Below are 20306 nucleotides of genomic sequence, written 5' to 3' on the forward strand. Positions count from 1 at the left end.
TGCGGGAGAGCAGGAGTTAAATCACGCCTTGTGCGATCATCGCATCTGCCACTTTGCGAAATCCTGCAATATTTGCTCCTACTATTAAGTTTCCAGAGTGTCCATATTCGTCTGCTGTCTCTGTACACTGACGATAAATCGTCTGCATCATTTGTTTCAGCTGATCATCTACTTCCTCAAATGTCCAAGACATTCTTGCACTATTTTGCGCCATTTCCAGCGCTGAGACACCTACCCCGCCTGCATTCGCCGCTTTTGCCGGCGCGAATAGAATATCATTCTGTTCAAAAACTTTGACTGCCTTTAGAGTAGAAGGCATATTCGCTCCTTCTCCTACCGCAATGACACCATTTTCCACGAGCTGCTGTGCCTGCATCTCAGATATTTCATTTTGCGTTGCACATGGAAGCGCAATGTCACAAGGAACAGACCAAATTTGTTCGCAATCTTCAATCAATTCAGCATGCGGGTGAATGTCTATGTATGCCCCAATCCGTTGATTGCTTCCTTCCTTCAGCTGCTTCACTGTTTCAAGTGAAATGCCTTGTGGATCATAAATCGCTCCGCTTGAATCACTGCACGCAACGACCTTACCACCTAGCTCTATGACCTTTTCCATCGCATAAATAGACACATTCCCTGAGCCGGACACGACAACTGAACGTCCTTCAAATTGAAGTCCATGTGCTTTTAACATTTCTTCCATAAAGTACACCAATCCATAGCCTGTCGCTTCTTTTCTCGCTAAGCTGCCTCCAAATCCAGGGCTTTTCCCTGTGAGCACACCTGCTTCATAAGCACCACGCATTTTCTTGTACTGCCCGAACATATAGCCAATTTCGCGTGCCCCTACGCCAATATCACCTGCTGGCACATCTTGATCAGGTCCAATATATCGACTGAGCTCACTCATAAAGCCTTGAACGAAACGCATGATTTCTCCATCCGATTTCCCCTTAGGATCAAAATCTGATCCACCTTTTCCTCCACCGATCGGCATACCAGTCAGTGCGTTTTTAAAGATTTGTTCAAATCCTAAAAACTTAATAATGCTTGCATTGACAGATGGGTGGAAACGAATGCCTCCTTTATAAGGTCCGATGGCACTATTGAATTGAACCCTGAATCCCCGATTGACTTGTACTTTCCCCTCATCGTCTACCCATGGTACGCGAAATACCACAAGCCGCTCAGGCTCGATGAGTCGTTCTAAAATGCCTTGTTTTTCATACTCTGGATGCTTTGCAAAAACGGGAACGAGTGATTCTAGAATTTCTCTTACGGCTTGCTGAAATTCCTCCTCACCAGGATTTCGTTTTTCCATCTCTTCTAACACACGGTCGATGTAGCTTTGTGCTGTTTGTGCTGCTCGATCTAAGGTCAACATGTCTCATCTGCCTCCTTTGTATATCTTTTATCCTGTTAGATTTTCTAACGCATATTGAGATTAATTTAACACCATTTGTAAAAACGGATCAATACTGATAACAGATGAAAATGATGCCGATTTGAGATGGATCAAGCAGCCGCCGCAATCGTTTTTAGAAAGTATCTCTTACAGAATGACTATTGAGCTAGAAATCATGATTTAGACGTTATATATCCCGCACTCTTTGACAATTAGATGAACCATGAATGATTTCTAGTTGATCTTCAACAAGAAAAAAAGGCCTAAAGTTTTATAGGCCGTCTGCTCAATCTTTTCGGATCTTCTCCTCTTTTTTTCGATCAGGGTACACGACACAAAGCCAATATAAAATAGAAGACGATGGGAAGTTAATTAAACCGACAATGCCCCAAAACCACTTATAACGCCCTCTTTTCTTTGCATCCATAAATAAAAGAAGGCCCTGCGCAAATAGTAACGGCAATGCGCACAATAAGATGATCATCTCCGACTGACTCATAAGGAAGACCCTCCTTTAATATGTTGATATTCCTTGATGCCGACAACGACGCAGAGCGGCACACTCACTACTTGAAGTAGAATGAAGATGATAGGCAAATGGGTGATGGCAGCGACAAATAGTGCCAGAATGGTCAGACTGATGAGAACGTACGCCAGTACTTCTTGTTTAAAACGCCTTTTCTCTCGTTCCTTCGCCTGCTTCAGCATCATCATGACAGCCTGTTCACTTGGCTCTTTCACTTCAATTTGTTCATCTAGCTGCTGCAACTCTTCCTTTAAACGTTCGGTGAACTGATCTTCCTTCATTGAGACCACTCCTTTCGAATTTTCTTTAATCCATGATGAACCCTCGACTTCACAGTACCTTCTCTCATCCCGAGCATTGAAGCAATCTCTGGATAAGTAAAGCCATAATAATAGTGCAAAATAATCGGCGCTCTCTCCTGAGCCTTCAATTCGTTAAGAGCATCCCACATCTCATGCCATGTATGTCCCTTTTGCTGAATCTCCCATTTAAAACGGCGTATCGTCTCTTGATTCGCCTTTTCTTCCCTCAATTGTTCACGTTTTCTTTTCTTCTGGTGATCCAAAAATTGTCTAGATGCAATGGATATGAGCCATGTTGAAAATAAGGAATCTCCTCTAAATGAAGAGAGTTTCATGTGCGCTTTCAGCATCGTTTCTTGCATGATTTCTTCTGCAAGCTCTTGTTGAAGGGTGAGCTTCATTATATAACGGTAAAGAAAGGAATAATGATGACGATATAGGGCTGTAAATGCAGCATCATCCCCCTGTTTTGCCCGCTGAATCAATAATGTCTCTTCTGTCTGCTCCAAACACACCCCTCCTTCCTTTTTCTTCTCTTATTCATGAGACGACACGTATAACGATATCGTTCAAAATAGGTTTTATTTTTTTAGCTTGTCTGCTTTTCTCCCTGTTGATCCAGTATTTGAAGCATTAAATACCCAGTTTTTTCTTATGTAATGATTATGACATTCTTTCGTCTCTAATAAAATGATGCGTTCTGATTTTCTATCAAGCGGAGATGCTCTCCCCCATAATCACTAGGTTATCCCAATACCTATCGTCAATGATCCTTGTCTCATTTAGACGAAAATAAAATAATCATGGCCTTAGTTTTCTAGAAAATCATGGAATACACAGCGCCAATTCTTAGCCGATGATACCTTTTTGCATGCTATGCTCTTCCTACATTCCGAAAAAGGCAATACTGGCGAAGAAAGGAGGAGCAGTTGAATTGCAGCTTATTTTTGGAAACGTTTACATTAAAACAAAATTGAATGGAGATGTTGACTTTGAAGAAAAAAGTTCCAATGTTAGCTGGTGTGTTAGCGGTTGGTCTCGTGACTTCATTATTTGCACCTAATGGGGAGGCAAAAGCGGCAGCAAAGTATCCCGAAAGCCCTTCTATTATGGCCAATTTTAATCAACAAGGATTCTCCACATTAAATGGTGGTACAACAGGCGGTGAAGGCGGTAAAACCGTCACAGTCAAAACTGGAAATGAACTATTGGCTGCCCTCAAAAGTAAAGGAACAAACGAAAAATTAAAAATTGTTGTCGACGGGACGATTACTCCTTCTAATACATCTGCCAATAAAATCGATGTGAAAGATACAAACAATGTCTCGATCGTCGGCAAAGGCACGAAAGGTGAATTTAATGGAATCGGCATTAAAGTATGGCGTTCCAATAACATCATCATCCGCAACCTGAAAATCCATCACAGCAAAATCGGTGACAAGGATGCCATCGGAATCGAAGGCGCTTCTAAAAACGTATGGGTCGACCATAATGAACTGTACAATACATTAAACTCTGGTAAAGATGATTATGATGGATTATTTGATGTGAAAAATGACTCCGATTATATTACCTTCTCATGGAACTATGTTCATGACAGCTGGAAAACGATGCTCATGGGCAACTCTGATAACGACAACTACAACAGAAAAATCACATTCCACAACAACCGTTTTGAAAACCTGAATTCCCGTGTACCATCTATGCGCTATGGGGAAGGTCATGTGTATAACAACTACTATAAAGGTATCCATACGACAGCGATCAACTCTCGTATGGGCGCAAAAATGAGAATTGAGCACAACGTATTTGAAAATACAAAAAATGCGATCGGCAGCTGGGATAGCCGTCAAGTCGGTACATGGCATGTCATCAACAACTCATATATTAACAGCTCAGGCAGTCTGCCAACGTCTTCTACAGGTACGTACAACCCTCCTTATAACTACTCTTTGCTTAACGTGAACAATGTCAAATCAGAAGTGGTATCAAATGCTGGTGTTGGAAAAGTAAACCCTTAAAACCACAAAACGTTCGGGCAGAAATCTCTGTCCGAACGTTCTTGTCATTTCATCTATTTATATTGTAGAAAACGGACGATCCATCTCATACAATTTTTGATAGCGTGGGTTTTCTTTCAGTAAATCCTGATGCTCCCCCTGCATCTCAATTTGTCCATCCTCAATAAATATAATGCGGTCACATGCCTCACAGCCAGTGAGATGATGGGTAATCCAAATGACCGTTTTTCCTTTTAACACACGGAAAATGGTTTCAAGCAGCTCACGCTCTGTGCGTGGATCAAGTCCGACGGTGGGCTCATCTAATACAACAACCGGTGTGTTTTGCAACAAAATCCGTGCTAACGCCATCCGTTGTCTTTCTCCACCTGAGAAACGAATACCTGTCTCCTGAACACCGGTGTGATAACCCTCTGGCAAAGATTCGATGGTATCGTGCAGCTGCACTTGTCTCGCTGCTTCTTTTACTTGCTCTTCTGTCGCATCTGGAGAGCCTAAGCGAATATTGTTTAAAACAGAGGTATCGAATAAATACGGCTGTTGATTGAGCACTGACACATAGGTGGACACGTTCTCTCGAATGCTTTCGACCGGTTTCCCCTGGATACTGACAGCTCCTTGATTTGGCACGACAGCTCCTTCTAACAATTTCAAAATAGTCGATTTTCCTGCACCACTTTTTCCTAAGAGAGCAAGCGATTCTCCTTGCTTCAATGAAAACGACAGATGCTTTAGCACGTGTTGATGCGAATCATACCCAAAGGACACTTGATCAAAAGAAACAGCTTCACCTTGAGAAACAGCTGACTGATCCACTGTCTTGCGCTCAGATTCTCCTTCATACGAAAGTTTTTCATAATGATGTAATCTGCTGACAGCATGCTGATAGACTGGAATATCACCTGCTGCATCTGAGAGTGGAAGAAAGGCTTCTGTTAACGGAAATAGCACAAGCACGAAGGCTGCAATCAGGGTGTGTGACATCGATCCTGACTGAACAACTGAACCGCTCCAATACACGACAAGCACGACAGCTCCTCCAATGATAAGCTGTGCAAAAAACTGGCGCAGACGGATAAACCGATGCTTAGCTGCTTCAAGCGCTAATAGCTGCGCTTCTTTCTGTTCATATTCATCAACAAAATCTTTCTGCCTACCGCTAAACAACCAGTCACTCACGCCCATGACGGCATCTGTTAAATGGCTGTACAGTTCATTTCTGCCTTTTTTCATTTGAATTTGTCTCGCCCGGTTCACCACCACGGTGACGTATGGGAAAACAAACACGAGAAGTGCCATATAAAGCAGCATCAAGCCAGCAAAAGGCCACGAGAATAGACCAAGTGCCCCAATGGATGCGGCATATAAAAGCAGCGCACCGATAGATGGAAAGATGGTTTTTAAATAGGCATCCTGCAGTCTCTCAACATCATCTGACAAGAGCCCCAGCATTTCACCTGTACCCAGCTTTGTCTGTTTCGCACTTCGTTCAGCCATGTCATATAGGCGGACACGCATTTTTTCAATCATGGTCAAAATGAGCTGGTGGCTCGCCAATCTTTCTGCATAGCGGGCAGCTGAGCGTGAAATACCAAAGGTACGGACAGCTACAATTGGGACGTAGACCATCAGTATATTCTCAGGTCTTGTGGCAGCTTTTGAAATGAGAAATCCTGACGTATACATCAGCATAGAAGCAGAGAATACTGCAATTGCCCCTAGAAATAAAACCAGCGCAAACAGCTTTTGATTCTCCTTGATATAAGGTATAAACCAGCCTTTACTTACCATGTGTGACCGCCCCCATTTGCTCCTGTACCAATTGATAATACACGCCTTTTCTTCGCATTAATGATTCATGTGTACCCATTTCCGCAATCGTTCCTTGATCCATGACAATGATCTCATCCATGTCTGGCATCCAATGGAGCCTATGTGTCGCTAAGAACACAAGTTTATCTTCGAACAGTGGAAGCATTGTTTTCTTCAATTCATACTCTGTCTCAATATCGAGATGCGCCGTTGGTTCATCTAACAGCATAATGGACCGCTTGCCCAGCACCGTTCGCGCAAGCGCAATTCTTTGTGCCTGTCCGCCGCTTAGCCCTCTTCCCTGTTCTCCAATGACCTCATCGAGACCATTCGGCAGCTGCGCCACGAGCTGAGATAAGCCAGCTTCACTGGCAGCTCTTTCCACATCTTCATCTGTTGCATGTGGTTCATAAAAACGAATGTTTTCTCTTAATGTCATGTGAAATAAATAAGGGTGCTGCGGCATATAGACGACTTCCTTTTGCCATTCCTTCATCTGTAAATGAACAAGCGGCTGGCCGTTTAGCGTGATTTGACCTGAGGTCGGTTCAACAAAGCCGCCGAGCACATCGGTTAACGTCGATTTCCCTGAACCACTGGCACCAATGATTCCGATTTTCTTCTTCCCTTTGACAGTGAGATCTACATCCTGAATCGAATAAGGGGCATGTTCGTCATGCTGGACACTTACATTTTGCAGGGTGAGCGCAGACTGTTCATTCCACTCGTTCAACTGCACTGATTGTGTCTCCTGCGTGCGAAAGCCCTTTTCTTCTAAAATGACCTGCATCGCTTCATTCGCTTCTTTTCCATTTAGCGTGGCATGATAATCATTTCCCACTTCACGTACTGGCAGGAAATATTCCGGTGCTAGCATGAGCGCCGTCAAAGCCGGCAATAACAGAAGCTCCCCTTCAATTAATCGCAAGCCAAGAAAGACAGCGACGGTTGCAATCGACAACATGGAAAAGAAATCAAGCGCAAATGATGAAAGAAATGCAACCTTCAGCGTGCTCATTGTCGCCTTTCGATATCGCTTTGACACTTCTCCGATATTGCGGGAATGTTTTTTGCTAATGCCTAAGTAACGAAGCGTTTCAAGGCCGCGGAGAGAATCAGTAAAATGATTGGATAATTTCTCATACGATCTCCATTGTTTGGCCGCTTTACGCTGAGCGACAAGACCTAGCAAAATCATAAAGACAATTAAAATCGGCAGCGTCACGATTAAAATGACGGCAGATGTTTCGTCTAATGTCCAAACATAGATGAGGACCATTGCCGGTATCACAGCCATGTTCACCATTTTCGGTAAAAATAGCTGTAAATACTGACGATATTGAGCAATTCCCTCCATCGCTAAAGTGACAAGCTTTCCTGTACCCTTTTTCTTTGTGAAAGCTGGACCTAAACGAAAGAGTTGGTCTAACAGCTGTTTTCTGACGTCTGCTCCAATTCGGGAAGAGTAGGTAAACATAACCTTCTCCCGAATCAAGGTGAGACCGTGCCGCACCAGAAAGGCAGCAAGAAACAGCAGGACATAAGGCGTTGCCTGCGAAAGGCTTTTCCCGTCAAACAGCGTAGTAATGGCATGTGCCAGCCACTGTGCTTGGAAAATAATACTTGCTCCTTGGATGAGTGACACAATACCTAAGAGGGCAAGAAGCCCTCTCATTCCTTTTAATTGAAGCAAACGTTTATCCATTAGTAGGTCATTGGCTCCTTACCGCTTACACGTTTACGGAAGACGTAATAGCTCCAAATTTGATACCCAAGCACAAAGGGCAGCAAAGAAATGGCAACAATCGTCATGACCGTCAGTGAATAAGATCCAGATGCAGCGTTTTGAATGGTCAGATCAAACGTATGGTTGATTGAGCTAATCATGACGCGCGGGAACAATGCAGTGAACAGCATCGTCACTGTCACCATGATTCCCGCACCTGTGAATAGGAATGTCCAGCCATCACGTTCTTTTTTCATAAAGAATAGAGCCGCTACGTAACAAACCACAATGAGGACAGTTAACGGAATGGTGATGATTGGGCGTACCGTATAAATGTCCGTTTCCATGATAGATACACCAACAAATAGGACAAGAACTGGCAGCACAATCAGCAGGACACGCTTGCCAAGCTTTCTCGCACGATCTCTTAAATCACCCTCTGTACGAAGTGTGACGAAAATCAATCCGTGCAAAAGGCAAAGAACCGTTACAGCTAACCCGCCAATCACTGAATAAAGGTTCACAAAATCCGTAAAACCAGCGTACATGTTCATGTCTTGATCAATTGGCATCCCGCGTAAAATACTTGTGAATAGCACACCGAGTAAAAACGGCGGCAGCAGACTGCCAAAGAAGATTACCCAATCCCATGCTTTGATCCAAGAGGCTTTTTCAACCTTCCCTCGGAATTCAAAGGCGACCCCGCGCCCGATGAGTGCTAAAAGGAGAACCGCAAACGGTATATAGTATCCACTGAACATCGTGGCATACCAGTGAGGGAAAGCAGCGAAAATAGCGCCCCCAGCTGTAATCAGCCAGACCTCATTCGCATCCCAGAAAGGACCAATCGTGTTAATTAAAATGCGGCGTTCGTGCGCATCCTTTCCAAGCAACTGCATGGACATCCCAACACCAAAATCAAATCCTTCTAAGAAGAAAAATCCAACAAACAATACTGCGACAAGAATAAACCAAATCTCGTTAAGATATGCCATGATATGCGCCTCCATCAAATGGATCTGTAGACAGGTCCGTTTCATCCTTTTGATCTTTATCCTCTTCCGAATGTGCACCTTTTTTAATTTCTCGAATGAATAGGTAGGCAAGCAAGATGGCAAGAATCAGATACATCGTCGTAAAGCTAATGACTGAGAATAACAGCATGCCGTACGATACGTTTGGCGAAATCGATTGAGCCGTCGTCATCATCCCAAAGACCGTCCACGGCTGACGCCCAATTTCAGTCATGATCCAGCCAGCTGAGTTCGCAATAAACGGGAATGCAATCATCCCTACCATGAAGCGTAAAAACCATTTGTTCGTTTCGAGTTTCTTTCTAAAGCTCAAGTACAAGCCAATCAAACTGGCAAAAATCATCAGCATGCCGGCACCAACCATGATTCTAAAGCTCCAAAAGGTTGTTTTTACTGGCGGAATGTAGTCTCCAGGACCAAACTTTGCTTCATATTCTTTTTGAAGAGTCAGCATGCCTGGCACATCTCCACTAAACTTCGAATAAGCCAAGTAACTTAAAGCAAACGGAATATTGATCTCCGCAGAGTTTTCTTTTTTATCTGTATCAATATTGGCAAATAGTGTCCAAGCCGCTGGATCTCCACTATCCTTCCAAAGGGCTTCACTTGCTGCCATCTTCATCGGCTGTGCTTTCATTAAATGCTTTGCTTGGTCATGTCCAGAGAACGCCACACCTAAGCCAGCAATTAAAGCAAGTATCATAGTAATTTGGAAAGATTTTTTAAAGAAAGCTACTTCTTGTTTTTTGATCATTTTATAGGCACTAACACCTGCAATAAAGAAAGCACCTGTTGCAAGTGCACCAAACAGAACGTGTGGGAATTCAACCCAAAGCTGCGGGTTCGTTACAAGAGCGCCAAAGTCATTCATTTCTGCACGGCCATTTTTTATCACAAATCCAACTGGCTCTTGCATAAATGAGTTGGCGAGTAAAATCCAAAACGCCGAAAAGATCGTACCAAGGGAAACAAGCCAAATACACAATAAATGAATCTTCTTCGGCAGACGATCCCAGCCGAATATCCAAAGTCCAATAAATGTAGATTCAAGGAAAAAGGCTAGCAGTGCTTCAATGGCAAGCGGTGCACCAAATACATCACCGACAAACCTCGAATAATCTGACCAGTTCATCCCAAACTGGAATTCCTGGAGAATCCCTGTCACCACACCTACTGCAAAATTGAGTAAGAATAGATGACCCCAAAACTTCGCCATCTTTTTATAAATCTCTTTTTTCTTGACGACATAAAGGGTCTGCATCAATGCAACGATAAACACTAAACCTATTGACATAGGAACAAAAATAAAATGAAATAATGTCGTTGAAGCAAATTGAAATCTTGCTAAAAACAGCTCACTCACAGCCTTACATCCTCCCTTACTTTCACATGCCGAATGATTCGAAACATCTATGCTCACCATTTCACAAAATGTTCAATATTTGTTCAATGATTCACAAATGATAGCCTGTTTGAAATGATTTGCTCGGTGAAATTTTACTCTTGCTTTTCATTCGGTTAGTTATTTATACCTGTACTTTACACCCATACGCTTCAAAAATAAAGTAAATTTTACCTAAAAATTGGATGGTATTGTGTCAGTTATTTGAATACTTTGTCAAAGATATGTGACAGAAAGTAAAAAAACGCAAAAAAAATAGCGCTGCACGTGAGCTGCAGCGCTGTGTTTCTTTTTAGGCTTTTTTCTGTAAAGCTGGTCTAGTGACTTGCACTTCATAGTACGTAATTTTGTTTTTTAATAGTCCTTCAGGTTTCGCTTTCCCATGAGCGTGCGCATCACCAAATGCCTGAGATTTTGTCCAATTCACAAAGTCTTCTTTTCGATTCCAGCGTGTATGAATGGTCACTTCATCGTAATCGGTTGTCTGCTGTGTGACCCATACTTCCATGCCTAAAAATCCTTCCATGAATTCTACTTGTCCCTGCTTGTTAAAACGCTTGACGAGGTGGTCCGCACTGCCTTTTTCTACTCTTACCTGGTTGTTGACAATGATCATGTTTTGTTCATCTCCCTTTTGTTGTTGGATCGAAGCGATTGGAATAATAAGCGGATGCTCACCGTCTAAGTGAACTTCAGCCTGAATTCCAAAGACCTCTTTGAAAAAGCTTTCTGTTAATACTTCTTTTGGTGTCCCTATTTGATAAATCTGACCACGCTTCATCGCAATAAGGCGGTCACAATATTTTGCTGCCTGCTGCAGGTCGTGAAGAACCATTAAAATGGTGATTCCATGCGTCTTATTCAGCTGTTTGAGCAGCTCTAGTAAATCAAGCTGATGCGCAATATCTAAGTAAGTTGTCGGCTCATCCAGAATAATCGTCTCCGTCTTCTGAGCGAGCGCCATCGCAATATACGCTTTTTGCCTTTCTCCGCCAGACAATGTATGCAGCATTCTATTTTCATTGATACGGCTATTGGTTACATTAAGCGCCCACTCTATCGCTTCTTGATCTGTCTTCGAGCTTTTTTTCCAGATCGAACGATGCGGACTGCGTCCAAGTGCGACCAGCTCCCGTACGGTCATAGATGGAATGGCTGTTCTCGACTGCATGAGAACGGCGATTTCCTTTGCGATCTCCTGAGCTGTCATCTCTTTTTGCGGTATATCATGAATGTATATCGTGCCGCTTTCGATTGACGTAAGACGTGCGGCTGCTTTAATAAAAGTCGACTTCCCTGATCCATTCGGTCCAATAATTCCTGTCACGCTTCCTTTAGGAACAGCTGCTGATATAGATGACAGCTGAAAGCCTCCTTGACTGAGACTCACGTCATCCATAGCGATCACATCCAACTTAACCCCTCCCTTTCTTTTTTAATAAATAGAGGAAGAAAGGTGCACCGATGCAGGCAAGCAGGATACCGACAGGCAGTTCAACCGGTGTAAACCATACCCGTGCCGCTGTATCTGCAAAAACCACAAGCACGCCTCCGCCCAGCATCGAGATCGGCAGCAGGTACCGGTAGTCATCTCCAATTAAAAGACGGATAAAATGAGGAACGACCAGTCCGACAAATCCAATTAAGCCGCTCACACTTACTGCTGCACCAGCTAAAAGTGCCGCCAGTGTAATTAAGAAAAACCGGGTGCGCTCTACTCTGAGACCGAGCAGCTGAGCCGATTCATCGCCAAGCAAAAGAAGATTTGCCGGCTTGATGGCAAAAAAACAAAGGCACAACCCAGCGAGCGCATAGGGTGACACGAAGGTTAGATGATGCCAGCTCCGTCCATTTAATCCTCCTGATAAAAAGGGCAGGACAGCCTGCACACGCTCACTATAAAGCACCATAAACCCATTCATCACCGCCCCAAGCAGGGCATTGACTGCCACTCCCGCCAAAATCAGCTTCAGCGGTGAAACCCCTTGATCAAATGAGAGCATATACACCACAAGTGCCGCTAATAAAGCGCCAAGGAAAGCAGCGGCTGGCAGCAAATACGTGAATTGTGGAAACACAATCATGCTGAGCACAGCAGCCAATCCGCCGCCAGCCGTCACACCGATGATGCCAGGGTCAGCGAGTGGATTTCGGACGACTCCTTGTAAAATCGCCCCTGATGCTGCGAGACAGGCCCCAACGATGAAACCGATGAGAACGCGCGGCAGGCGTAAATCCATCACAATTTTTTCATGAACAGGCTGACCTGATCCCGTCAAAGCAGAGAGTAAGTCTTGCAGTGATAATTGGACAGAACCTAATGCAAGCCCTAGGCATGCGCCTACAACTAACGAGATGAATAGTCCGGGTATCAGCCATCTTCGCCTCGACTGTCTTTTTTGAAAATCTAATTCTGCATTCATTTTCATGATGACAATCGCTTCAATCTTTTCTCTAGCTCATCAATCGCTCTCATCACGTCTGCGCCTGGATTCGTCCCAAATAGATCACTAGGCAGAATCTCGACGTGTCCATGTTTGACGGCTGACACATCGTGCCATGCGGCATTCTGTTTCATTTCACTCATAAAGCCCGCTTTCACATCTTCAGGATTGCTGTGGGTCATAAGCAGGATAAGATCAGGATCAGCTTCAATGACCTTTTCTGCATTGATTTGAGCGTATTGAGGGAATTTCTCGAGTGCCGGTTCATTCTCGGCAATGTTCGTCCCTCCAGCGATGTGCAGTAAATCTCCGCTTAAGGATTGAGGAAGTGCCGCCATATATGTGCCAGGTGCCCCGTATACAACGAGTGTCTTCACTTTTTTCTGAGGCTGTTTGACCTGCTTTTTCCGCTGATCGATTTGCTTGTTAAGCGCTTTTGCCTTTTGCTGCTTCCCTAGCAAATCTCCGAATAACGTAATTTGGCGCTGGATGTCCTTCACTGAATTGGCACTTGTCAAAAGAAGCTGTGAACCAATTCCTTCTATTATAGAGATGTCCTTGCTGTTTAATTGTTCATTCCCAAGTACGACATCGGGCTTTAAGCTTGTGATGAGCTCTACATCAAATTGATGTGTGGTACCAATTGTTTGGACTGATGTAGCCTGTTGTAAGCTCTCTGGTAATTCGGCGGCCGGACGACCGACCACCTCACCGCCTAAGGCATATAGGATGCTCATGTCTCCAGTCGATAATGAGACAATACGCTGAGGGGAGTCTTCAAACGACAGCGTTCTGCCGCTAAAATCCTTTATCTTCAATGCACCTTGTCCGCTCCCTTTCTCTACAGGTGCTGCCTGACTGCATCCGCCGAGGAGAAGCATCAAGACAAGTCCCACGAAGATCACATGTGAAAATTTCAACCGCCTGTCTCTCCTTTTCTAGTAAACTTTCTTTAGCTTTGCCTGTACCACGAGACGCCCGTTTTTCGGTGCAAGCACATGATCACAGGTCGATAGAGTGAGAATGAGGTCATCAGTGGACACGTCTGTCTTCGTTTGGTAGATTGATTTTTTTCGCACAGCTTGCAAGTAGTGCGCATATTCGCCAAGATCTTGAAAATCGGTTTGAATATAATCGAAGTCCACCGTTGTTTCATACACGGCAAAAATCTCCGCTTCATAGCTTTGATACAGCGTATCGTACTGAAATGTCCGATGCTCATCGAAGAAATCCTTTTTTAAATAGTTTGTGAGTCCAGCGAACATGGACCCATCTCTCATCCGATGACCGTACACCACAGTATTCGGACTTTCATGCAAGACATCATTGCGATAATCCATAAAAATACTGCCTGCCCGGGTGTCATTTTTTAAGTAATTACGGGTTAAGTAGAACGCATTATCGCTAGATTGGACGATTGGGTACTGGATCATCGTGTCCTTCATATTGATCCAGCCGACAATGTCGTCGTTTACCTTCCGCAGTTCATCAAATGACGTACGAATGGTTCCCGGCTCCTTTTTTTCATTCATTCTTTTCTCATGACCATACATCGTCTGAGCCTTTGCAAGCACCTGACGATTTTGATAATAGCCGAACAGCTCTAAGCCAATGGCCGACCCGCTATAAATGAATACACCTAAACAGACGATCGTCAGCATCCGCTGCCAGACCCGTTTTCCTCTTTTCACACTGTCTCACCTGCTTTTTGCACAGCTTATATACCAACAGGCACGATGTACATCCCTGTTTCTGCATCCTGTCTAATCGTGACGGACACATGATAAATGTGCCGCACCATCTCTTCAGTTAACACATCGTTTGGCTGTCCTTCACTAATGATCTGTCCATCCTTCATCGCAATGATGACATCGCTGTATCGGACAGCCTGGTTCATGTCGTGCAGCACCATGACAATCGTTAACCCATGCACAACATTAAGCTCTCGAATCAGCTCAAGAATGTCAAATTGATAATAGATATCCAAATAGGTTGTCGGTTCATCTAAGAAAAGGATCGGCGTTTTTTGCGCAAGTGCCATCGCAATCCATACTCGCTGCCGCTCACCGCCTGACAGTGAGGCGAGCGGCACCTTTCGTTTTTCCGTTAGCTTTGTACTGGAAAGCGCCCACTCTATCGCTCTCTCATCCTCTTCCTTGTCTCCTCCGCGCATCGTCTGGTACGGCGTTCTGCCGAATGCCACGACCCTCTCGATCGTTAAATCAAGCGGCGCTTCATTTTGCTGATGGACGACAGCCAGCTTTTTTGCCAGCTCCTTTGGCTTAAACGCATTCAGTGCTTGGCCGTCTAAGTGAATTTGCCCTTTGTTTGGAGCATGGTTATGCGCCATCAATGAAAGTAGTGTGGATTTCCCTGAGCCATTCGGACCGATAATGGTTGTGATTTTTCCCTTTTCAATGTGTGTTGTGACCGATTGAACGATGTCCTTCTGCTGGTCATATGAGAATGACACCTCACGAATGTCCATGGAGACGGTCCCCCCTTCTTAGTAAAAAGATCAGAAATGGCCCGCCAATTACGGCCATGATCGTAGAAGCAGGAATTTCATTTGGCGCGACAAGCGTCCTGCCGAGCGTATCAGCCGTCAGAATCAGCAAAGCCCCGCTTAACGCAGAAAATGGAATGAGTACCCGGTGATCCGAGCCGACAAGTCTTCTTGAAATGTGTGGGATAAGCAAACCGACAAAGGCGATCACGCCTGCTACCGCTGCTGTCACCGCCGCAAGCAATACAGCTGTGATGGAAATCAAAAGGCGCATTCTGGTCACACGCAATCCTAAATTTTTCGCTGTCTTGTCCTGAAGAGCCAAGAGGTTACACCATCTGCTGAAGAAAAGGGCTACGACAAGGCCGACGACGCCATAGACTCCGATTAAACGGACATCTCCCCACGTTTTCATCGTAAGATTCGACTGTCCTGACTGATTGATCGTGATATTGAAATAGCTGCAAATGGTCACGAACGCTTCTGCCATTCCAGTAAACATGGCATTGATGGCGATCCCAACCAAAATCATACGGATGGGGCTTAATCCACCCTTCCAAGACAGAACATACACGAGGAAACACGAAATGGCTCCACCTAACACCGAAAATAAAGGAGAGTAGAAATAAAATTGAGGAAGTGCTGTTATTGCCATTAAAGAAAAGAAGCTGGCTCCTGATGAAATCCCAATGACGCCGGCATCAGCTAATGGATTCCTCATGACCGACTGCAGCAGTACACCGGAGACTGATAAGGCGGCCCCTGTAAACATGGCAATGAGCATGCGAGGAATTCTGAGATCTTTAATGATTTCTACCTGTGCATGTTGACCGGTGATGAGCCCTTCCAATAATTCAATCGGGGTGACATGAATGCTCCCAGTAATGGCGGAATAAATAAACACGCACACTAGTAAGACACTGACTGTCAGAAATAAAATCCCTGTTTTTTTCATCTTAAACGTCCTTTTATCATTCAGATTCGCCGCTTATGACGGGTACAGCATACGCGTTAGTTCATCTAATGCTTCTGCTGCCTTTAAATTGCCCGTTGTCCCGAATAAGCTTTCTTCGAGGTCATACACCCGGTCTTGCTTGACTGCATGAAAATGCTTCCAAATGTCATTTGTTTTAAATTCTTGATCAAACATCTGGACGACTTCATCTGGCATCCCATGTGCGGCCCGGAGGATGATATCTGGATTGGCTTTTTGTAAATACTCCGTATTGGAAGCCAAATACTCCATTTTCTCACCTTTGACAATGTTCTTTCCACCTGCGATACGCACAAGATCACCAATATATGAATGCTCTGTCGCCACCAAATAACTGCCTGGTACACCAAGCAAAATCAGAACGGATGGCTTTCGTTTTCCCTTCGTCTTCTCTTGTATGTCTTTCTTTTTTTGCTCAAAGTCAGACACAATGCGCTCGGCTTGTTTCTTTCTGTCATACTGATCTCCGAGCTTCTTAATCGCCTTCTCCATGTTAGCCATGCTCTCGAGATTTAAGTATGTGGCAGGGACACCTGCTTGTTGAAAGGGTGTCTCTAAATCATATTGAAGGGTCGTGACAGACAGGACATCTGTCGGTTGAAGTGATTGGATGATTTCCATGTCCGGGCTCATTGGGTTGCCGACTTCTGGCAGTCCTTTGTAACGAGCTGGCAAGGATTTTTGACTTGTTGGCACCCCGACAAGATCCACCTCTAAAGCATCCATGATCTCCACAGCAGCTACAGTCGTTGCCACAATGCGCGCACTTGATTCCGCGCTTTTCTTGCCTTTCGCTGAGCTTTCAGCCGACTGTGAGCACCCTGACAAGATCACGCACACACTTAAAGCAGCGATCAGGGAACGTAACATTCGATGCTTCAAAAACAGAAGCCTCCTTTCGAAAAAAGAGAGTGGATGCGCCGAGTTGAATGGCGCATCTCACTTAAAATAAACAATCTATCTTGCCTTAGTTTGATACTTTCTCACGAGCACGAATAACGACCCGCCGAATAAAAGAATATACATCCAGAGAAGAGAGGTATCTCCTGTTTTCGGATTCAGCTGTCCAGTCTCAGACTTGGTTTGGTCATCTGATGGCGTAAATGTCATCTGCTCTGCGCCTGTTTCCTCTGGCGCTAAATTCTCAAGTTGATTTGATTGAGAATCGCGATCATTTGGATTTTTAACAAAGCCGATACTCTCATCGTCTCCGATAACCGTCGCAATTCCGCTTCCTTCACCAAGTGCGATGCCTTTTGTGTCATAAACAAGTTTGACATCGTACTGCTCATGGTAATTCGCAGCTGGAATGTCAATTTTCACGCGTGCTGCCTGGTCATTGCTTAAACTTTTTGCTTCATATTGAATCACTCTTGTATCTGCTTTTTGATCTGTTTTTGCGACAAGAGTCTCTTCATATTTCCCGCCTGTCCCTACTTGGAAGGACGTGATGGCTGAGCTGTTCTTCACTGTATATGAAACGAAATGGCGGCCATTTTTCACCACCAATGTCGCAGGGCTCACGACGTAATCGTTCATTCGAGAAGGCTCATCCTTGTCTGCTTTCTTCATTGAAAAAGGAAGCTTGTATACACCATCTTTTAGTTGAGCTGTCTCTTGACCAGCTCCACCGTTATTTGTTTCTGGTGCTGGTGTATTTGGTTTTGGTGTTTCTGGAGTGGCTGGTGTTTCTTCCTCTACCTGACCGTCCTTAAGTGGAGAGATACTCTTTGAATCAAATTGAAAACGAATATCGTAGGTTTGGTCATAGTGAGCAGCTGCCACCACAATGTGTACCTTTCCTTTGACAGCTTTTTTCAAATCAGCTACATCAAATGAGACGATTCTTGTGTTCTTTGCTTGATCTGTGCTGACGGTTTTCACTTCTTGATAAGAGCCATTTTTCTCTGTTTTCAAAGAAGCAACCGACGTATTGTCCGTCACCGTAAAGGAAATGGTTTGCTTTCCGTTTTTGACGGTTAAGGATGCAGGATGTGAGAAGTATTGGTTCATCCGAGATGCCTCGTCCTCATCCCCTTTTAGCACACTGTAATTGACACGATACACACCATCTTTTAATTGATTTTGCGCAGAATCATCTGGCTTTGTACCATTTTGATCATCTGGTTTTGTTTCGCTATCATCTGGCTTTGTACCGTTTTGATCATCTGGCTTTGTTTCGTTATCGTCTGGCTTTGTGCCAGTTTGGTCATCTGGTTTTGTTTCGTTATCGTCTGGCTTTGTGCCAGTTTGGTCATCTGGTTTTGTTTCGTTATCGTCTGGCTTTGCAGGTGTAACGAGCGTTAGGCTGCTTTGATCGAATGCAAGCTGTACGTCATAAGCTTCGTCATAAATAAGGCCGCCTAAATCCCAGTAAATTTTCACCCAGCCGTTTAATTTGGCTGATAAGTCGGCAACATCAAACTTGATCACACGTGTATTGGCAGTTTCATCTTCACTGACGGTTTCAGTGGTGACAAGAGCGCCATTTTGTTCGACCTTGAAATCTGTAATCTCTTTGCTTTGCTTCAGTGTGACATAGGCAGTCGTCTTGCCATTTTCCACAATCAGCTTAGCTGGCTTTTCTGTATACGTATCCATCATGGACGCTTCTGTGCTGCCATTTTTTAAAACAGTGAATCCGACCGTGTATTCACCATCAACAAATGATGCAGCTTGAGCCGTTCCTTGAGGAATCTGAAATGCAGTCAATAAACTGAATAAAACGAGCAGAATGGCTGCCTTTAGGTGAAAAAGACGTTTCAAATGGTGACACTTCCTTCCTTAATGCTTGATGATCCACTTTCTTGCTAAAAATCCGCCTGAGCATAGAGCAAGCACAAGGAACCACCCTGTCTGGTTTGTATCACCAGTTTGAGGATTCTCTTCTTGTTTCGTATGAGTGGATGAATCAGATTTTTTGGTTGATTCCTTTGATGATTGATGATTTTCTGCTGCACCCGCTGTTTCGTTTGAGCTGTTAGAAGAAAGTGACTTGATACTGCTCTCATCAAATTTCAGCTGAATGGTATAATCATGATCATAATCAGCAGATTTTACAGTGACATGAATTTTTGACTTGATTGGTTTAGACAAGCTCTGAGCTTGGAACTGAACAATCCTTGTGTTGGCTTTTTTATTGTTTGAGAGAACCGTTGTATCGACATAGCCGCCATTTTCGGGGACTTTAAATTCCGTCACCCAGCTGCTATTTTTAATGGTCATTTGTACTGTCAGCTTCCCATTTTTTGCAATCACTTTTGCTGGCTTCAGCCAGTAATCATTTGCCATGGAGACCGCATTTCCTTCAGCCTTCAGCACAGTATAGTTGACGGAGTATGTACCATCCTTTAACATGGCAGCCTGTGCGTTTGAAAAAGGCAGCATGAGTGCCAATAATAAAGCGGTCATGAAGACTGATAGCCTCATCATTTTTTTCATCAAGCGAATTTCCTCCCTTTTTATTGAACAGATGCTGCATCAAACTTGAGACGGACGTCATAATTGCCTGTATATCCGATGACCGGTACAGTCACGCTCACTTTTGCTGGTACGACTTCTGTCAGGCTGTTCACGTTGAATTCTACTGTTCTCTTATTCGCAGCTGTGTTTGTATTAATCACCTTCGCATCTTTGTAGACACCTTGATCAAGTGTTTTAAAGCTTGTGATCCAAGAGCTATTCGTTAACGTGACTTGTGCTTTGATTTTTCCTTCCTTCACGACAAGCTTGGCTGGTTTTTCAAAATACGTATTCGCTGTTGAAGTCGAATCGCTATCTGCCTTCCATACCACATATTGTACTGAATGTTGACCATCTGCTAAGCCTGCTGCTGAGGCTGAGCTAATCGGGGCTAGAGCAAATAATAGAACAAAACTAAACAATAATAATACGTGTGATGTTGAACGAATGGCTTTCATGTGAACCCTCCTAAATGATATTGATAATTATTCTCAATGGATAATAAAAAAAATAACCTTCATAAGCACTGGATCACGCTTATAGATGATTATGATAATCATTATCAATTGAGTTGAAAAAATAAATCTTTGCTTCCTAAAAGCCAAAGATGTCTGTTTCTAAATGATGATTTGACACGTGTTTTAGGCAATCTGTCCCATTCATGATACC

At 43.9% G+C, this 20306-nt stretch carries 19 protein-coding genes; 1 reads left to right on the plus strand and 18 read right to left on the minus strand.

Going from position 1 to position 20306, the window contains the following annotated elements; genetic code table 11:
- Window positions 1-16: 16 nt before the first annotated feature.
- The 4 genes from gdhA to sigY form a co-directional block, all read right to left on the minus strand.
- Window positions 17-1387 carry an NADP-specific glutamate dehydrogenase gene (gene gdhA / locus NST39_RS18765; protein WP_341029792.1) on the minus strand — a complete coding sequence of 457 codons (1371 nt, stop codon included), beginning with the start codon at window positions 1385-1387 and terminating at the stop codon, window positions 17-19.
- A 307-nt stretch (window positions 1388-1694) separates the two neighbouring features.
- On the minus strand, window positions 1695-1907 hold the full coding sequence (locus NST39_RS18770; protein WP_044140285.1) for a hypothetical protein: 213 nt from the start codon (window positions 1905-1907) through the stop codon (window positions 1695-1697).
- A complete protein-coding gene (locus NST39_RS18775) occupies window positions 1904-2215 on the minus strand; it encodes a YxlC family protein (RefSeq protein WP_341029793.1) in 312 nt (103 codons plus the stop codon). Before NST39_RS18775 ends, NST39_RS18770 begins: the two co-directional genes overlap by 4 nt.
- On the minus strand, window positions 2212-2745 hold the full coding sequence (sigY, locus tag NST39_RS18780; RefSeq protein WP_106066959.1) for an RNA polymerase sigma factor SigY: 534 nt from the start codon (window positions 2743-2745) through the stop codon (window positions 2212-2214). Before sigY ends, NST39_RS18775 begins: the two co-directional genes overlap by 4 nt.
- Before the next feature lie 474 nt (window positions 2746-3219).
- Here sigY and NST39_RS18785 point away from each other — a divergent pair, with 474 nt between their 5' ends.
- A complete protein-coding gene (locus NST39_RS18785) occupies window positions 3220-4257 on the plus strand; it encodes a pectate lyase family protein (RefSeq protein ID WP_044140379.1) in 1038 nt (345 codons plus the stop codon).
- 57 nt (window positions 4258-4314) lie between these two features.
- Here the strand turns inward: NST39_RS18785 and cydC are convergent, their stop codons facing one another.
- The 14 genes from cydC to NST39_RS18855 all read right to left on the minus strand — a co-directional run bounded on the left by cydC (window position 4315) and on the right by NST39_RS18855 (window position 20095).
- Complete coding sequence (gene cydC, locus NST39_RS18790) at window positions 4315-6048, minus strand: thiol reductant ABC exporter subunit CydC (protein WP_341029795.1); 1734 nt, start codon at window positions 6046-6048, stop codon at window positions 4315-4317.
- Complete coding sequence (cydD, locus tag NST39_RS18795) at window positions 6038-7774, minus strand: thiol reductant ABC exporter subunit CydD (RefSeq protein ID WP_341029797.1); 1737 nt, start codon at window positions 7772-7774, stop codon at window positions 6038-6040. The genes cydC and cydD overlap by 11 nt, the downstream gene beginning before the upstream one ends.
- Window positions 7774-8790 (minus strand): cytochrome d ubiquinol oxidase subunit II, encoded by a 1017-nt coding sequence (cydB, locus tag NST39_RS18800; RefSeq protein ID WP_065099259.1) that lies wholly within the window; start codon window positions 8788-8790, stop codon window positions 7774-7776. Before cydB ends, cydD begins: the two co-directional genes overlap by 1 nt.
- Window positions 8777-10192 (minus strand): cytochrome ubiquinol oxidase subunit I, encoded by a 1416-nt coding sequence (locus NST39_RS18805; RefSeq protein ID WP_341029799.1) that lies wholly within the window; start codon window positions 10190-10192, stop codon window positions 8777-8779. The genes cydB and NST39_RS18805 overlap by 14 nt, the downstream gene beginning before the upstream one ends.
- 331 nt (window positions 10193-10523) lie before the next feature.
- A complete protein-coding gene (gene isdG, locus NST39_RS18810) occupies window positions 10524-11645 on the minus strand; it encodes a heme oxygenase (RefSeq protein WP_321160732.1) in 1122 nt (373 codons plus the stop codon).
- A 1-nt stretch (window position 11646) separates the two neighbouring features.
- On the minus strand, window positions 11647-12660 hold the full coding sequence (locus tag NST39_RS18815; RefSeq protein WP_341029803.1) for a FecCD family ABC transporter permease: 1014 nt from the start codon (window positions 12658-12660) through the stop codon (window positions 11647-11649).
- Complete coding sequence (locus NST39_RS18820; RefSeq protein ID WP_065099255.1) at window positions 12657-13595, minus strand: ABC transporter substrate-binding protein; 939 nt, start codon at window positions 13593-13595, stop codon at window positions 12657-12659. Before NST39_RS18820 ends, NST39_RS18815 begins: the two co-directional genes overlap by 4 nt.
- A gap of 18 nt (window positions 13596-13613) precedes the next feature.
- Window positions 13614-14366: a class B sortase gene (gene srtB, locus NST39_RS18825; protein WP_185108076.1), complete on the minus strand. Its 753-nt coding sequence runs from the start codon at window positions 14364-14366 to the stop codon at window positions 13614-13616.
- 26 nt (window positions 14367-14392) lie between these two features.
- Window positions 14393-15163 (minus strand): ABC transporter ATP-binding protein, encoded by a 771-nt coding sequence (locus NST39_RS18830; protein ID WP_111911679.1) that lies wholly within the window; start codon window positions 15161-15163, stop codon window positions 14393-14395.
- Window positions 15150-16136 (minus strand): FecCD family ABC transporter permease, encoded by a 987-nt coding sequence (locus tag NST39_RS18835; protein WP_341029808.1) that lies wholly within the window; start codon window positions 16134-16136, stop codon window positions 15150-15152. Before NST39_RS18835 ends, NST39_RS18830 begins: the two co-directional genes overlap by 14 nt.
- A gap of 33 nt (window positions 16137-16169) precedes the next feature.
- Window positions 16170-17057: a heme ABC transporter substrate-binding protein IsdE gene (gene isdE / locus NST39_RS18840; protein ID WP_106066956.1), complete on the minus strand. Its 888-nt coding sequence runs from the start codon at window positions 17055-17057 to the stop codon at window positions 16170-16172.
- A 75-nt stretch (window positions 17058-17132) separates the two neighbouring features.
- Window positions 17133-18941 carry an NEAT domain-containing protein gene (locus NST39_RS18845; protein WP_341029810.1) on the minus strand — a complete coding sequence of 603 codons (1809 nt, stop codon included), beginning with the start codon at window positions 18939-18941 and terminating at the stop codon, window positions 17133-17135.
- An 18-nt stretch (window positions 18942-18959) separates the two neighbouring features.
- Window positions 18960-19616 (minus strand): heme uptake protein IsdC, encoded by a 657-nt coding sequence (isdC, locus tag NST39_RS18850; protein WP_341029812.1) that lies wholly within the window; start codon window positions 19614-19616, stop codon window positions 18960-18962.
- Window positions 19617-19636: 20 nt separating this feature from the next.
- Entirely contained in the window at window positions 19637-20095 is a 459-nt protein-coding gene (locus NST39_RS18855; RefSeq protein WP_044140300.1) for an NEAT domain-containing protein, read from the minus strand.
- Window positions 20096-20306: the final 211 nt, after the last annotated feature.

The organism is Bacillus sp. FSL W8-0645 (assembly GCF_038007905.1).
Taxonomy (GTDB): domain Bacteria; phylum Bacillota; class Bacilli; order Bacillales; family Bacillaceae; genus Bacillus; species Bacillus pumilus.

Excerpts from the sequence above, each read along its gene's own strand:
- gdhA (WP_341029792.1), bottom strand. The coding sequence starts at position 1,387 with ATGTTGACCTTAGATCGAGCAGCACAAACAGCACAAAGCTACATCGAC.
- NST39_RS18770 (WP_044140285.1), bottom strand. The coding sequence starts at position 1,907 with ATGAGTCAGTCGGAGATGATCATCTTATTGTGCGCATTGCCGTTACTA.
- NST39_RS18775 (WP_341029793.1), bottom strand. The coding sequence starts at position 2,215 with ATGAAGGAAGATCAGTTCACCGAACGTTTAAAGGAAGAGTTGCAGCAG.
- NST39_RS18785 (WP_044140379.1), top strand. The coding sequence starts at position 3,220 with ATGTTGACTTTGAAGAAAAAAGTTCCAATGTTAGCTGGTGTGTTAGCG.
- cydC (WP_341029795.1), bottom strand. The coding sequence starts at position 6,048 with ATGGTAAGTAAAGGCTGGTTTATACCTTATATCAAGGAGAATCAAAAG.
- cydD (WP_341029797.1), bottom strand. The coding sequence starts at position 7,774 with ATGGATAAACGTTTGCTTCAATTAAAAGGAATGAGAGGGCTTCTTGCC.
- cydB (WP_065099259.1), bottom strand. The coding sequence starts at position 8,790 with ATGGCATATCTTAACGAGATTTGGTTTATTCTTGTCGCAGTATTGTTT.
- NST39_RS18815 (WP_341029803.1), bottom strand. The coding sequence starts at position 12,660 with ATGAAAATGAATGCAGAATTAGATTTTCAAAAAAGACAGTCGAGGCGA.
- NST39_RS18830 (WP_111911679.1), bottom strand. The coding sequence starts at position 15,163 with ATGGACATTCGTGAGGTGTCATTCTCATATGACCAGCAGAAGGACATC.
- NST39_RS18835 (WP_341029808.1), bottom strand. The coding sequence starts at position 16,136 with ATGAAAAAAACAGGGATTTTATTTCTGACAGTCAGTGTCTTACTAGTG.
- isdC (WP_341029812.1), bottom strand. The coding sequence starts at position 19,616 with ATGAAAAAAATGATGAGGCTATCAGTCTTCATGACCGCTTTATTATTG.
- NST39_RS18855 (WP_044140300.1), bottom strand. The coding sequence starts at position 20,095 with ATGAAAGCCATTCGTTCAACATCACACGTATTATTATTGTTTAGTTTT.